General features: G+C 62.7%; 11 protein-coding genes. 2 read left to right on the top strand and 9 right to left on the bottom strand.

Annotated elements, in window-relative coordinates:
• Positions 1-223 precede the first annotated feature (223 nt).
• Positions 224-1072 carry an alpha/beta fold hydrolase gene (locus ACX80A_RS08135; RefSeq protein WP_459259197.1) on the top strand — a complete coding sequence of 283 codons (849 nt, stop codon included), beginning with the start codon at positions 224-226 and terminating at the stop codon, positions 1070-1072.
• A 186-nt stretch (positions 1073-1258) separates the two neighbouring features.
• Here the strand turns inward: ACX80A_RS08135 and nrdF are convergent, their stop codons facing one another.
• The 8 genes from nrdF to ACX80A_RS08095 form a co-directional block, all read right to left on the bottom strand.
• On the bottom strand, positions 1259-2233 hold the full coding sequence (nrdF, locus tag ACX80A_RS08130; protein ID WP_019482488.1) for a class 1b ribonucleoside-diphosphate reductase subunit beta: 975 nt from the start codon (positions 2231-2233) through the stop codon (positions 1259-1261).
• Positions 2234-2328: 95 nt separating this feature from the next.
• Positions 2329-4428 (bottom strand): class 1b ribonucleoside-diphosphate reductase subunit alpha, encoded by a 2100-nt coding sequence (gene nrdE / locus ACX80A_RS08125; protein ID WP_459259227.1) that lies wholly within the window; start codon positions 4426-4428, stop codon positions 2329-2331.
• Between the two features lie 68 nt (positions 4429-4496).
• Positions 4497-4970: a class Ib ribonucleoside-diphosphate reductase assembly flavoprotein NrdI gene (nrdI, locus tag ACX80A_RS08120; RefSeq protein WP_459259196.1), complete on the bottom strand. Its 474-nt coding sequence runs from the start codon at positions 4968-4970 to the stop codon at positions 4497-4499.
• 66 nt (positions 4971-5036) lie between these two features.
• Entirely contained in the window at positions 5037-5291 is a 255-nt protein-coding gene (gene nrdH, locus ACX80A_RS08115; protein WP_459259195.1) for a glutaredoxin-like protein NrdH, read from the bottom strand.
• Positions 5292-6382: 1091 nt separating this feature from the next.
• Positions 6383-7657: a class I SAM-dependent methyltransferase gene (locus tag ACX80A_RS08110; protein WP_459259194.1), complete on the bottom strand. Its 1275-nt coding sequence runs from the start codon at positions 7655-7657 to the stop codon at positions 6383-6385.
• A 17-nt stretch (positions 7658-7674) separates the two neighbouring features.
• The gene (locus tag ACX80A_RS08105; RefSeq protein ID WP_459259193.1) at positions 7675-8952 is read right to left on the bottom strand and encodes a class I SAM-dependent methyltransferase; all 1278 of its coding nucleotides are present in this window, start codon (positions 8950-8952) and stop codon (positions 7675-7677) included.
• Entirely contained in the window at positions 8949-9677 is a 729-nt protein-coding gene (locus ACX80A_RS08100) for a DUF1365 domain-containing protein (protein WP_459259192.1), read from the bottom strand. The genes ACX80A_RS08105 and ACX80A_RS08100 overlap by 4 nt, the downstream gene beginning before the upstream one ends.
• The gene (locus ACX80A_RS08095; protein ID WP_459259191.1) at positions 9674-11068 is read right to left on the bottom strand and encodes an NAD(P)/FAD-dependent oxidoreductase; all 1395 of its coding nucleotides are present in this window, start codon (positions 11066-11068) and stop codon (positions 9674-9676) included. Before ACX80A_RS08095 ends, ACX80A_RS08100 begins: the two co-directional genes overlap by 4 nt.
• Positions 11069-11269: 201 nt before the next feature.
• Here ACX80A_RS08095 and ACX80A_RS08090 point away from each other — a divergent pair, with 201 nt between their 5' ends.
• Positions 11270-12193, top strand: coding sequence for a LysR family transcriptional regulator (locus tag ACX80A_RS08090; protein WP_459259190.1), 924 nt, complete (start codon positions 11270-11272; stop codon positions 12191-12193).
• Here ACX80A_RS08090 and metE read toward each other — a convergent pair.
• On the bottom strand, positions 12190-14505 hold the full coding sequence (gene metE / locus ACX80A_RS08085; protein ID WP_459259189.1) for a 5-methyltetrahydropteroyltriglutamate--homocysteine S-methyltransferase: 2316 nt from the start codon (positions 14503-14505) through the stop codon (positions 12190-12192). The genes ACX80A_RS08090 and metE overlap by 4 nt on opposite strands.
• Positions 14506-14518: the final 13 nt, after the last annotated feature.

Genomic DNA, 14518 nt, shown 5'->3' with positions numbered 1-14518 from the left:
GCAGGCTGGAGGTTTGCGGTGATCAAAGGGTATGAGAACCTCGATGTTTTCATCGGGGTCGACATCGGTAAGAGCCCGCCCACCGGCCGTTGGGGCGGCGTGCGGTTGCCGGAGCGTGCACATATTCCCATTAGTGTTACGAAGGTTACCGGCGAGTAGCTATCGTTTGTGCGGTGCACGCTCCCGCCCGGGGAGCTTCGATGATACGAAGAGGTTTCAGCGCATGCCGCACCGTTTTTCGACATTCCTTGCCACTCTGGCCCTGCTTGGCGGAAACCTAGCCGGGGCACCGCCTGCCGCAGCCGGTACCGAGGACATCTCCCCGCCCGGCGCGAACAACTGGTCCTGCCAGCCGAGCGCCGAACACCCGTACCCCGTCATCCTCGTGCCCGGAACGTTCGAAAGCATGCTCAAGAACTGGTCCACGCTTTCCCCGGTCCTCGCCGACCAGGGTTACTGCGTCTTCGCCCTCAACTACGGCACCACCAACAACATCGATGCCACCGGCCCGGTGGCTGATTCTGCCGCGGAGCTTGGCTCGTTCGTGAACGCTGTGCTGGGTGCCACTGGAGCGGAGAAGGTCGATCTTGTCGGCCACAGCCAGGGCGGCATGATGCCGCGCTACTACATCGGCTTCCTCGGCGGCGCTAAGAAGGTCAACCACCTGGTCGGAATCGCTCCCTCCAACCATGGCACCGAGGGACTACTCGTGCCTGCCGATGAGAACCCGTCGCTCGCTGCGTCTGACTCCAACTTCCTCTGCCAGGCATGTTCCGACCAGCAGGCTGGTTCACCTTTCCTGACCGAGCTGAACTCGATCGGCGATACGGTGAATGGTCCGTCCTACACGGTGATCAGCACGAAGTACGACGAGGTTGTCACGCCCTACACCAGCCAGTTCCTCGACGGGCGAGCCAGGCAGGTCACCAACATCACCATCCAGGACAAATGCGCGCTGGACCTGGTCGAGCATGACCAGGCACCCAACGATCCAGTGGTGCACCGGCTGGTGTCCCATGCTCTTGCCCAGGATGGTCCGGCGGATCCCACGTTCCAGCCGCGATGCCTGTAAGAGATGTTCGAATGCACCGGTCAGGAGAAGCAGTTTCCGGCAACCTTGAAAGGCCTCTAACCCACAGCCTGCTTGTAGGCTTCGGGAATGGGATCCGATGACGCGCCGAGGTCAGCTACCGGAGCTCAACCGCCGACCACGAGAGATCCTCGGCTGGCAAGCCCCGCCGAGTAACTACTACTACTCCTAGAAGTCCCAGTCGTCGTCTTCGGTGTTGACTGCCTTGCCAATCACGTACGACGAACCCGAACCGGAGAAAAAGTCGTGGTTCTCGTCAGCATTCGGTGAAAGCGCCGACAGAATCGCCGGATTCACATCGGTGACCGACGCCGGGAACATCGCTTCGTAGCCAAGGTTCATGAGCGCCTTGTTGGCGTTGTAGTGCAGGAACTTCTTGACGTCCTCGGCCAGCCCGACGGAGTCGTAAAGATCGTGGGTGTACTGGACTTCGTTCTCATACAGCTCGAACAACAGCTCGAAGGTGTAGTCCTTGATCTCCTGCTTCCGCTCCGCCGACTCTTTTTCAAGACCCTTTTGGAACTTGTAGCCGATGTAGTAGCCGTGAACGGCCTCATCGCGGATGATCAAACGGATCAGGTCAGCCGTATTCGTCAGCTTCGCCCGTGACGACCAATACATCGGCAGGTAGAAACCTGAATAAAAGAGGAAGCTTTCGAGCAGCGTCGACGCCACCTTGCGCTTCAGCGGGTCATCGCCCCGGTAGTAGTTCATGACAATCTCAGCCTTGCGCTGCAGATTCTCATTCTCCGTCGACCAGCGGAACGCCTCGTCGATCTCCTTGGTGGAAGCCAGCGTGGAGAAAATCGAGGAATAGCTTTTGGCATGCACCGACTCCATGAACGCGATGTTCGTGTACACGGCCTCCTCGTGAGGAGTGATCGCATCCGGGATCAGGCTGACAGCGCCAACGGTGCCCTGGATCGTGTCCAGCAGAGTCAGGCCCGTGAAGACGCGCATGGTGAGCTGCTGCTCGTCGGGAGTCAGCGTCGCCCACGACTGCACGTCGTTGGACAGCGGCACCTTCTCCGGTAACCAAAAGTTGTTGACCAGACGGTTCCAGACATCCACGTCCTTGTCGTCCTGGATGCGGTTCCAGTTGATTGCCTCAACGTGGCTAAGCAGCTTGACCTTCTCGGTCATGTCATCCCCTAAATGGTGGGTTAGTTCTTAGATAAAGCGTACGACGACGGGCGAGGACCCGCCGTCGTACTCAAGCAAATATCAACCGATATCGGTTACAACATACAGCTGACGCAGCCCTCCACCTCAGTCCCTTCCAGCGCGAGCTGGCGGAGACGGATGTAGTAAATGGTTTTGATGCCCTTCTTCCAGGCGTAGATCTGGGCTTTGTTGATGTCACGAGTGGTGGCGGTGTCCTTGAAGAACAGCGTCAGCGATAGACCCTGGTCCACGTGCTGCGTTGCAGCCGCGTAGGTGTCGATAACCTTCTCGAAGCCGATCTCGTACGCGTCCTGGTAGTACTCGAGATTGTCGTTCGTCAGGTAGGGCGCTGGGTAGTACACGCGGCCCAGCTTGCCTTCCTTACGGATCTCAATCTTCGACGCTACCGGGTGGATCGACGACGTCGAGTTGTTGATGTAGCTGATCGACCCGGTTGGCGGCACAGCCTGCAGGTTCTGGTTGTAGATACCGTGCTCCATCACCGAAGCCTTCAAAGCACTCCAGTCCTCCTGGGTAGGAATGTGGATGTCCTTGAACAGCTCGGCAACCTTCTCCGTCTGCGGAACCCATTCCTGGTTCGTGTACTTGTCGAAAAACTCGCCGCTGGCGTACTTGGACTTCTCAAAGCCGCCGAAGGTGGTGCCGGTCTGGATCGCCAACCGGTTCGACGCGCGCACTGCGTGGTACACCACCGAGTAGAAGTAGATGTTGGTGAAGTCCAGGCCCTCTTCGGACCCATAGTGGACCCGCTCACGAGCCAGGTAGCCGTGCAGGTTCATCTGACCTAGGCCGATGGCGTGGCTTTGGTCATTGCCGCGGGCAATCGATGGCACCGAAACGATGTTGGACATGTCCGACACAGCCGACAGAGACCGGATGGCCGTCTCGATGGTCAGACCAAAGTCAGGCGAATCCATGGTTTTCGCAATGTTCAGCGAACCCAGGTTGCAGGAGATGTCCTTGCCGGTCTCGTCGTAAGACAGATCATCGTGGTACGTGGTGGGCTGCGAAACCTGAAGGATCTCGGAGCACAGGTTGGACATGATGATCTTGCCATCGATCGGGTTGGCCCGGTTCACCGTGTCCTCAAACATGATGTACGGGTAGCCGGACTCGAACTGGATCTCAGCGAGGGTCTGGAAGAAGTCGCGAGCCTTGATCTTGGTCTTCTTGATCCGGGCGTCGTCAACCATCTCGTAGTACTTCTCGGTGACCGAGACATCGGAGAACGGCATGCCGTACACCTTTTCGACGTCGTAGGGCGAGAACAGGTACATGTCCTCATCCTTCTTGGCCAGCTCGAAGGTGATGTCCGGGATCACGACGCCGAGTGAGAGGGTCTTGATGCGGATCTTCTCGTCAGCGTTCTCACGCTTGGTGTCGAGGAAGCGGTAGATGTCAGGGTGGTGCGCGTGCAGGTACACAGCCCCGGCTCCCTGGCGGGCACCCAGCTGGTTGGCGTAGGAGAAGCTGTCCTCAAGAAGCTTCATCACGGGGATTACACCCGAGGACTGGTTCTCGATCTGTTTGATCGGCGCGCCGACCTCGCGGATGTTGGTCAGTGCGAACGCCACGCCGCCGCCACGCTTGGACAGCTGCAGGGCCGAGTTGATGGACCGTCCGATGGACTCCATATTGTCTTCGATACGAAGCAGGAAGCAGGAGACCAGCTCGCCGCGCTGGCGCTTGCCGGCGTTGAGGAAGGTGGGTGTTGCTGGCTGGAAGCGGCCTTCGATGATTTCGTCGACCATCTGGAGTGCCAACTGCTGGTCGCCGCGGGCCAGATGGAGTGCCACCATGCAGACGCGGTCTTCGTAGCGCTCCAGGAAACGCTTACCGTCGAACGTCTTCAGCGTGTAGGAAGTGTAGAACTTGAAGGCGCCGAGGAACGTCTCGAAGCGGAACTTCTTGGTGTAGGCGCGCTTATAGAGGTCGCGGATGAAATTCATTGAGTACTGGTCGAGGGTTTCCCGCTCGTAGTACTCGTTCTTCACGAGGTAGTCGAGCTTCTCCTCAAGGTCGTGAAAGAACACCGTGTTGTTGTTGACGTGCTGCAGGAAGTACTGGTGTGCAGCCTCACGGTCGGCCTCGAACTGGATCTCTCCGTTCGGACCGTAGAGGTTCAGCATGGCGTTGAGCTCGTGATAGCCCATGCCGTGGAACCGTTCTAGCTGAGGTGCGGCGGTGCCGCCTGCTCCCGTGGTCTCTGTCTCTGCAACAGTCATATCCAAAACGCTTCCAATCCTTGGGCTACGCGGTCAACGTCCTCGGACGTTCCCATCAGTTCAAATCTGTATAAAACGGGGACTCTGCACTTGGCTGCGATGATGTCCGCGGCCAGGCAGTAGGTTTCCCCAAAGTTAGTGTTTCCGGCACCGATGACGCCCCGGATCAGTGATCTGTTTCCCTCGTCGTTGAGGAACTTGATCACCTGCTTAGGTACTGCACCCCGCCCGGAGGTCCCTCCATAGGTGGGGAGGACCAACACAAACGGCTTGAGTGCTTTGAGCGTTGGATTCCGAGTCAGCAGCGGCATTCGTGCAGACTCGACCCCCATTGCCGCGTCCAGCTTCTGCACGAATCGATGGGTGTTATCCGACGACGACGAGAAGTAGATCAGCCGGGCATTGGTCACTCCGCCCGGCTCACTCGGAGCCGGTGCGGTTGGTGAGATGTCCACAGCTGCGCGGGTCATGAGATGAATGCTTCCCGACGACGGCACGCTGGCCATCTGGTCGACAGAAGATCCGTTTCCGTCAGATCAGGCGACCGAGCTGACCGATGCCTGGCTGAGTTCTGCCAGTTCGTTGATCTTGTCTGGACGGAAACCCGACCAGTGATCCTGCTCGGTGATGACTACTGGAGCCTGCATGTAGCCCAGTGAGCGAACGCGCTCCAAAGCAGCTGGATCCTGTGAGATATCCACGCTCTGGTAGGTGATGCCCTTCTTGTCCAAGGCCCGGTATGTGGCGTTGCACTGTACGCATGCTGGCTTGGTGTAAACCGTGACGGTCATAGTCCCTCTCCCCTTGTAATTCTTAGCTTGTTATCGACGCATATTCAGGAATTGGACGGCTTCAAAAAAGTGGGCTTTCCGGTGATGTTCCGGGCTGCTCCGCCTATGCCTACCTTGCCAGCGGTTCGATATACAAATACTACATCTAGTGCAAACCGATGGGTGCGACCCCAAGATGATGTATTACAAGTATGTCATTCATCAGCGGATTCGTCCACAGATAATCCACAAGCGAACCCGTCGAAATGCGCGGAAACCGGCCAATCCACGGACGTCATCCACACCCCTGTGGAGTACTTGCGCACAGGCAAAATATTTCTATGTCGCGTGTCATCGGCGTGTCGCGGTTCAGCGATTTCAGTGGCAGGGTCACCCCTTTTTACCCGGTCGCGGACGCAGATAGGCGCGGACCGACGTCGGGCCGTTGCCGTCAGCGTGACGTCCGAACCGTCGCCGCTACACCCGAAGCGCCGCCGCCGTGAACAATTGCGCAGCACTGGCGGGTTGGACCACACACAGAGACCGCAAAAGCGCAGCTCTGGTGGGTGCGACCGTACCGCACCCACCAGAGCTGCGCAAAAGATTGGACGGCCTGCACGACCACGCCACCGCACCCACCAGACCTGCGCAATTGAGACAGACACCAAAGCGATCCGCCCAAGGGATCAACTGAGAGCGCGCACGATAGCTGAATCGACGCCAGGAACGGGCTCGCACGTTGGGTCGACGCCGGGCCAGGCGCCAATAGCCCATGGGTCGGCGCTGGGCCAGGCCGACGCCGGGGCACCGCCGGGGCACCGCCGGGGAACCGCCGTCGTGACGCTGGAGCACCGCCGTCAGCGTGACGTCCGAACCGTCGCCGCTACACGCGAAGCGCCGCCGCCGTGAACGATTGCGCAGCACTGGCGGGGTGGACCACACACCGAGGACGCAAAAGCGCAGCTCTGGTGGGTGCGACCCCGCTGCACCCACCAGAGCTGCGCAGAAGATTGGCAAGCCTGCGCGGCGAAGACGCCGCACCCCCCAGAGCTGCGCAAAACCTTCAAACCCCGCAAAGAAGCTCTCTGCTAGGGCAAACGAACCAAAGAAACCTAACCGAGCGGCTTCTGGGACAGAATCTGGTCCACGCCCATGCGTCCATCGCGGAAGGTCATCATTGCGCCGACCAGGTAGAGGCGCCAGACGCGGGCCACTTCCTCGCCCATCATGTCGACTGCCTTGTCCCAGTTTGCCTCAAACCGGTCGTGCCACGCGTCGATGGTGCGGACGTAGTGCTCCCGCATTGCCTCGACCCCGAGAATCTCGAAGCCGGCATTTTCGATCAGGTTGACGGTGTCACCCACCGCGCGCATATGCATGTCGGGGGCAATGAAGGATTCGATGAACGGTCCGCCACCCGGATGCTTCCCATGCCGCGACATCTGCTGGATCAGCACCTTGCCGCCGGGCCGCACATTGCGGAACAGGGTGGACGTGTAGGTTCCGTAGTTCTCTTCCCCCACGTGCTCCCCCATTTCCAGGGAGGCAACGGCGTCGTACGGTCCGTCACGGACGTCTCGGTAGTCCTGCAACCGGATTTCCACCCGGTCCTGCAGGCCACGTTCCTTGATGCGCTGATCAATAAACGCCTTCTGCTCCTTGGAGATCGTCACGCCGGTCACCTTCGCCCCAAAGTGCTCGGCAGCGAAAAGGCTCAGTGAGCCCCACCCACAGCCGACATCGAGGAACCGTTGGCCGGGCATCGTGTCCAGTCCGATCTTGCGGCACACCTGGTCCAGCTTGTCCCGCTGGGCATCTTCGAGGCTGTAGTCCTGGTCGTCGGACAGCCAATAGCCGCAGGAGTACGCCATGTGCTCGTCGAGGATCAACTGGTAGAACGCATTGGACAGATCGTAGTGATGGCTGATTGCTTCGCGGTCGCGAAGCAGACTGTGCAGCCTGCCTTTGATCCTCGCCTGCGACGACGGCGCGGGCAGCGGCGGTCCGAAGACCCCCAACTCCCGGGCCAGCTTTGTCAGCTGCAGCACCAGGGCGGGGGTGAGCTTCGGCATCGACAAACCCCGCGTCACCACCACGCTCCACAAGTGGGTCAGCGCACCCTCCAGCGAGCCAGGCACGTCGATCTCCCCAGTGACGTACGCCTGCGACGCACCCAACTCCCCCGGGCTCCAGAGCAACCGGCGCAGGGCGTTGGCACTGTTGATCTGCACCTCCGGCTGGTCCTCCGGCCCGGCAGTACTGCCGTCCCAGGCCCGCAGATGGACGGGCAGTTCGCCACCGACAATGGGTTCGAGGAGACGCGCGAGCTTTCCGGCAATGTCCTTATCGATGCTGCCGGCCTGGAGTGTGGATTCTGGGTGAGTCAAAGGAATGCTCCTGATGGTTACGGCCGGCGGTCAAAGATGAGCTGCTGCACATCTAGGTACCCGGACTGGAAACCGGCCCTCGAATAGCACAGGTAGAACTGCCACATCCGCTGGAAGACCTGGTCAAACCCCAGCGCCGACACGTCGTCGGTGTGGGCGAGGAACCGTTCCTCCCAGAGGCGCAGGGTCTGCGCGTAGTGGTCACCCATCGATAGCCGCTCCCGGACCCGAAGGCTGGTGTAGCGGTCGGTAATGTCTTCGATCGCCCGGACCGAGGGGATGAATCCGCCAGGGAAAATATACTTGTGGATCCAGGTGTAGGACCGACGAGTCACCATCATGCGCTCATGCGGCATGGTAATCGCCTGGATGGCCACCCGACCGTCCGGCGCCAGCAGCCGGTCAATGGTCTGAAAGTACACGCCCCAGTACTCGTAGCCCACGGCCTCAATCATTTCCACCGACACGATTGCATCGAACTGGCCCTCGACGGCGCGGTAATCCTTCAGCTCAACAGTGACCAAATCGGACAGACCGGCGTCGGCGACGCGACGTTCGGCCAGTTCCTTCTGCTCACTCGACAGGGTGACTGAAACCACGGTGGCGCCGCGGCGTGCAGCACGGATGGCGAGTTCGCCCCAGCCGGTGCCGATTTCCAGCACCCGGGTGCCTTCGCGGACGTCGGCCTGGTCCAGCAGGCGGTCGACCTTGCGCTGCTGGGCTTCGGGCAGTTCGTCCCACCGGGCATCAAGCAGCTGCGGTCCGTTGGCGTCGAACAATGCGCTGGAGTAGGACATGGTGTCGTCGAGGAACAACTTGAACAGGTCATTCGACAGGTCGTAGTGCCGGGCAATGTTGGACCGGGTGTTGACCTTGGTGTTGCGCTCTTTGCGGGGCGGCTTGGGCAGGTACAGCCCACGGAGTTTCTGCAACGGCACCGGCACCAAGTGAGCTGCCTGAGCGGCGAACACTTGCATCACGTCGGTGAGGTCCGACGCCGTCCAGTCCTGCGCCATATAGGCCTCGCCAAGACCGATCAGCCCGTTGTCGCCCAACCGGGCGAAGAAGTCGACCGGCCGGTGGATCCGCATTTCGGGGCGGGGTCCGCCGCCGGGAGCGCCGAGAACGGTGCCGTCGTCGTACACCACCCGCAGTTGCAGGCGATTGACGGCCGCGGCGAAGATCTTCTCCGCGAGGGCAGCGGCGACCTTGTTCCTCGGACCCGACGGAACGTTGGCGATACCGGGCCAATACTCCGGATCTACGTCTTCCTCGGAACGAACAAGGGTACTCATCGAACTGCCTCCTGTGATTCATGGTGTGGGCGGGTGCGTACTGGCAACCGACGCATCCAGAGTTTAACTCCCTGCCACCGGATCTGCGCAGCCGCGCGGAGTGGTGCAACAGGGATAGCGGTGATCATGCGAACAACATTGCGGGTGGTCGCCGGCAGGCGCTGATGCGCAGCCATCGTTGCAATGAAAGGGGCCTGGCCCTCCCGGTGGAGGATGATAGCAATCTTGAGGCGTTCGTCCGGCTCGGGGACACGCATCTCATAATTTCCCGAGACATCGTTAAACGGCGACACATAGAACGCCTTCTCCGTCTCCGCCCGGCCCGCCTGATCGGGGTCCAACAGGTAACAATGACGTTCCCCGTAGGTGTTGTGCACCTCCGCGACGACAGCGGCCAGCGATCCGTCGACGCGGTGGCACCAAAAAAGGGTGAGCGGGTTGAACACGTGACCGAGCACCCGCCCGCTGGCCAGCATGGTCATCCGGCCGCCGTCGTCGTCAATCCCCTGGGCCGCAAGGTACGAGGTGATGTTGGCCCGGATGGAACGCTTCGGATCGCCCAGGTGGTCAGCCGCGGAGAACACGGCGAAGGGCCTGAGGAGCCGCGGGAGCTGCGGCAGGTCATCGAGGTCGACGAACCAGCTGTAGCTGCGGTAGGTGAACTCGTTGCGCAGGGGCGTGCGGCGCACATGCCGGATGGTCGTGGGGTACAGTGCCGCGGTCATGACGGGGCGTCCACCAGTGCTGTGTCGAGGCGCTCGGCATCCCAGGAGCCGCCCAGCCGCTCCGCCGCGCGGAGTCCTGACAGCGCGCCATCCTCATGGAATCCCCAGCCGTGATAGGCGCCGGCGAATGCGATGCGATCGTCGCTGAGCTCAGTGAGACGACGCTGCGCGGCGAGCGACGACGGCGTGTACTGGGGGTGCTCATACGTCATGGATCGCAGGACTGACGCTGGGGCTATCTCGTCGCCCTCACCGAGGCTCACCAGGAAGCGGTGGTCAGTGCGGCCTTCGAGCCGCTGCAGCCTGGTGAGGTCGTAAGTCACCAGCACGCGGTCGGGACTCGCCTCGCAGGACGGCAGCCGGTAGTTCCAGGAGGACCGTGCGGCGTCGGCCCGCGGCAGCACCGACTCGTCGGTGTGGAACAGGGTGTGGTTGGTGGAGTACGGCATGTCGCCGAGCACCTCGGTCTCCAGCGGCCCGGCATCACCCAGCATGGCGAGCGCCTGCTGCGGGTGGGTGGCGATGACGACCGCGTCATAGGTCTCCGACTCGCCGTCAGCAGTGACGACGACGACGTCACCCGTCTTTCGGACGTCAGTCACCGGTGAGCCGAGCCGGACATCCTCGAGGTGCTCAAGCACCCGGCTGACGTACTCCCCCGAACCACCCGTGACGGTGCGCCACTGCGGCGAGCCCTTGATGGTGAGCATCCCGTGATGGGACATGAAGGTGAAGAGGTACCGCGCCGGGTAGGTCAGCGCCGTCGCCGGGTCACAGGACCAGACGGCCGAAACCACCGGGGTCATGAAGTGGGAGGTGAAGTACTGGCTGAACTGACCCCTGGCGAGAAACTCGCCGAGGGTCATGCCGTCGTCGGCGGCTGACTCCCCGGCCGTGCCGTCATACCCGCCGGTCTCCTTCAGCAGCGCCCGGGCGTCACGCTGGAACCGCAGTACTTCGAGCAGCATCCTCAGGTACTTCCTGCGCCGGAGCACCCCCGGCTGGGCGAAGACCCCGCGCCGCCCCTTGGCCCCCGCATACTCAAGACCACAGCCGTCGCACCGCACCGACATGGTCATGTCCGAGTCCTGGGTGGGAACCCCCAGCTCCCCGAAGAGCCGCAGCAGGGTGGGATACGTCCTGTCATTGTGGACAATGAACCCGGTGTCGACCCCGGATGTGGTGCCGTCGGACATCGGCATCTGGTGGGTGTGGGCGTGGCCGCCTGCGCGGTCGTCCGCCTCGTACAGGGTGACCGAATGATGACGGCTCAGCACGTACGCCGCAGTCAGCCCGGCAACGCCACTGCCCACGATGGCGATCCGACGCCGGGGAAGGGTCTCGCCCCAACCGGCATTGAGCGGGTCGGTGTCATGCTGCTGCTCGGTCATCTGCGCTCCTCCGCGTGGGTGAGTGACCTCGCCGCCCGAGCCGGTCTGACGGGGCTAACGTGTCACCACAGGCCTCCTAGAAGGAAAGCGCCTGTTGTAAATATAGTTTGGTAAGAGTTCGGAGACGGACCATTCCCGGATTGGTGGGACGGGCCGGGCCAAAAGGCATGATTGAAGCTCCAGCTGACGAAAGGATTGCCGGTGGTCAACCCCGTACATTTGCGCACCCTCCTTGAGGTGATCCGTCTGGGTTCCTTCACCGCTGCGGCGTCCCGGCTGGGGTACACGGCGTCAGCGGTATCCCAGCAGATGTCGGCGCTGGAACGGGACACCGGAGCCACCCTTTTTGAGCGGTCGGCGCGCAGTGCTGTACCCACCGAGGCGGCCGTCGTCATGTCACGTCATGCGGCGAAGGTGCTCACCGACATCGACGCGTTACTGGCGTCCACGGCGCGGGCCGAGTCCGAGTCCACCCAGGAGCTGAGGCTGGGGATTTTTCCCAGCCTCGCGACCTACGCCCTCCCGCGGCTGCTCGGCACCCCCGAGTGGCGCCGGCTGGGGATCAGCCTGAAGGTGTACGTGGCGGAACCCGCCCAGACCATCCAGGGGCTCCGGACCGGCGGTGAACTAGACCTGGCCCTGGTGTTTCAGGTCGGCCAGGGCGGTCTCGCCTGGCCATCATCGGTCAGCCGACAATGGATCGGCGACGATAATTTCCGGGTGGTGCTCCCCGCCGCGTGGGGCATCCAACCGGGTGCCGCAGTCAGCGCCGACCAGCTCTCCGACATGCCGTGGATCATGCACCACCCGGGGACCGCCGACGCCACAGTGATCGAACGCCTGTTCGCCAGCTGCAGCTTGCATCCCCGGGTGGTGGCATACTGCGACGATTTTCATGCCAGCCTCGCCATGGCCGCTGCAGGGTTGGGCGCCGCCCTGGTCCCCGATCTGGCGATGACTCACGGCCCGGCCGGGGTGGTGGCCCTCGACGTCCCCGAGATTCGTCTGGCACGCAGCATCTTCGCCCTCCAGATCAACGACAAGCAGACCACCAGGGTGCGGCTGTTCATGGACCAGCTGGCGGGCATCCTCAAGGCGCAGCGCATCGAACCGATCCGTCACTAGAGCTGTGCCCGCACCCGCTCCGCGGCCTTCACCAGGTTGCGCAGCGACTCAGCGGTCTCGGCGTAGCCGCGGGTTTTCAGCCCACAGTCGGGGTTCACCCACACCTGGCGGGCGGGCACATGCCGGACTGCCTTCTCCACCAATTCAGCTACTTCGTCCTCGGTGGGGATTCGGGGCGAATGGATGTCGTAGACCCCTGGCCCAACCCCTCGGCCAAAACCCTGCGTCTGTAGGTCGTGAACCACTTCCATCCGCGAGCGCGCGGCCTCGATAGACGTGACGTCGGCGTCGAGTCCGTCGATGGCGTCAATGATGGCACCGAATTCGGAGTAGCACAGGTGGGTGTGGATCTGGGTTGCTGGTGCGGCGCCCGCCGTCGCCAGCCGGAACGAATTTACCGACCAGCCCAGGTACTCCGGCTGTAATGCCCGGCGGAGCGGCAGGAGTTCGCGTAGTGCTGGTTCGTCGACCTGGATCACACGGATCCCGGCACGCTCCAGGTCGGCCACCTCATCGCGGAGTGCGAGCGCCACCTGGTTTGCGGTCTCCCCCAGCGGTTGATCGTCCCTGACGAAAGACCAGGCCAGGATCGTAACCGGTCCGGTGAGCATTCCCTTGACGGGCTTGGCCGTGAGCGACTGGGCGTACTCGGCCCACTGCACGGTGATGGCCTGCGAACGGCTCACGTCCCCCCACAGGATCGACGGCCGCGTGCATCGCGACCCGTAGGACTGCACCCACCCGTGCACGGTCACCTCGAATCCGTCGAGGTTTTCGGCGAAGTACTGCACCATGTCGTTGCGCTCCGGCTCGCCGTGCACCAGGACGTCGAATCCCAGGTCCTCCTGCAGCGCGATGACCCGCGCGATTTCCTCGCGCATCAGCAGCGTGTATTGTTCGGCGGTCAGGTCCCCCCGCTGGAAGCGGGCGCGGGTGGACCGCACCTCGGCTGTCTGCGGAAACGATCCGATAGTAGTGGTGGGAAGCACCGGCAACCGCAGGGCGGTGTGCTGCGCGGCGACCCGTTCCTCGTAGGTGGCGCGGGTGAAGTCCGACGGCGTCAGCGCACCCAGGCGATCCCGTACCTCGGGGCGGTGCACTCCTGTGGCCAGGGCCCGGGATGCCAGGATGGCCGACGCGTCCGAGATCTCCGCGTCAATCGAGCCGGCGCGAGATCCGTCGACCAGGCGGGACAGGGTGACCACCTCGGCCACCTTCTGGTCGGCGAAGGCCAGCCAGGACCGCAGCCCGGGGTCCAGCTGCGGCTCGTCGTCGACGTCGTGAGGCACGTGTTGCAGCGACGTCGACGTTGCTACCGTCACCCGAGCCGCCGGCCCGCTGAGAGTGGCGAGAGTACCGGCTGCAGCCGCCAGATCGGTCTTCCAAATGTTGTGGCCATCCACCACGCCGGCCACCACGGTGGTGGTACCCAGGGAGGCAAGGTCAGCGGCGGCGGGCAGATCCCCCTTGAAAAGGTCGAGATGAAGGGCATCCACCCCGGTGGCGCCCAGGACCGGCAGCAAGGGCCCGAGTGAGCCGTACTGGGTGGTGACCAGCACGGCCGGCCGGTCGGTGACCGCCATGAGGAATCTGTAGGCGGTGTCCACGGCTCCGGCCACGTCGGCGGCGGGGACCGTCTGGTCCTCCACCAGGGCTGGCTCTTCAAGCTGTACCCACTCCGCGCCGGCCGCTGCCAACTGGCCCAGGAGCTCGGCGTAAAGCGGCAGCAGATCCTCGAGGCGTCTGAGCGGGTTGAAGCCGGTGGGCGCCTCATCGGCTGCCTTGCTCAGCAACAGGAAGGTGACCGGGCCGATCAGGGTCGGTCGAACCGTGATCCCCTGCGCTGCGGCTTCGGTCACGTTGCGGAGCGTCCAGTCGTTGGCGAGCGTGAACGCCGTGTCCTGGCCGATCTCGGGAACGAGGTAGTGGTAATTGGTATCAAACCACTTGGTCATCTCCAGCGGCTGGCGACCCGTGTCGCCGCGGGCCAGGGTGAAGTAGGCGTCCAGCCCCAGCCGGCCGGCGTCTTCGTACAGGTCCTGGAACCGGGCCGGCAGCGCACCGAACGTGACAGCGGTGTCGAGTACCTGGTCGTAGAGGGAAAACGAGTCGGGAATCGCTGAGCTGGTGTTCCCCAGACCAAGCGCCGCGAGCCGGGTGTAGCTGGCGAGGCGGAGCTGGCGGGTGGTGCTCTCAAGATCGGCGGCGGTGCTCGTGCCGGCCCAGTAGGACTCGACAGCTTTTTTCAGTTCGCGGCGTGGGCCAATGCGGGGGTAGCCGATGATGGTGGCGGCGGGAAATTCACAGCTCATGATCGTGGGTCCT

The organism is Arthrobacter sp. TMN-50 (genome assembly GCF_054511125.1).
The sequence above is the reverse complement of the archived record's forward strand: the minus strand, read 5'-3'. Positions and strand labels throughout refer to the sequence as shown.

Coding starts and splice junctions, on each gene's coding strand:
- ACX80A_RS08095 (WP_459259191.1), bottom strand. CDS start 11,068: ATGACCGAGCAGCAGCATGACACCGACCCGCTCAATGCCGGTTGGGGC.
- metE (WP_459259189.1), bottom strand. CDS start 14,505: ATGAGCTGTGAATTTCCCGCCGCCACCATCATCGGCTACCCCCGCATT.
- ACX80A_RS08135 (WP_459259197.1), top strand. CDS start 224: ATGCCGCACCGTTTTTCGACATTCCTTGCCACTCTGGCCCTGCTTGGC.
- nrdH (WP_459259195.1), bottom strand. CDS start 5,291: ATGACCGTCACGGTTTACACCAAGCCAGCATGCGTACAGTGCAACGCC.
- ACX80A_RS08100 (WP_459259192.1), bottom strand. CDS start 9,677: ATGACCGCGGCACTGTACCCCACGACCATCCGGCATGTGCGCCGCACG.
- nrdE (WP_459259227.1), bottom strand. CDS start 4,428: ATGGGCTATCACGAGCTCAACGCCATGCTGAACCTCTACGGTCCGAAC.
- ACX80A_RS08105 (WP_459259193.1), bottom strand. CDS start 8,952: ATGAGTACCCTTGTTCGTTCCGAGGAAGACGTAGATCCGGAGTATTGG.
- nrdI (WP_459259196.1), bottom strand. CDS start 4,970: ATGACCCGCGCAGCTGTGGACATCTCACCAACCGCACCGGCTCCGAGT.
- nrdF (WP_019482488.1), bottom strand. CDS start 2,233: ATGACCGAGAAGGTCAAGCTGCTTAGCCACGTTGAGGCAATCAACTGG.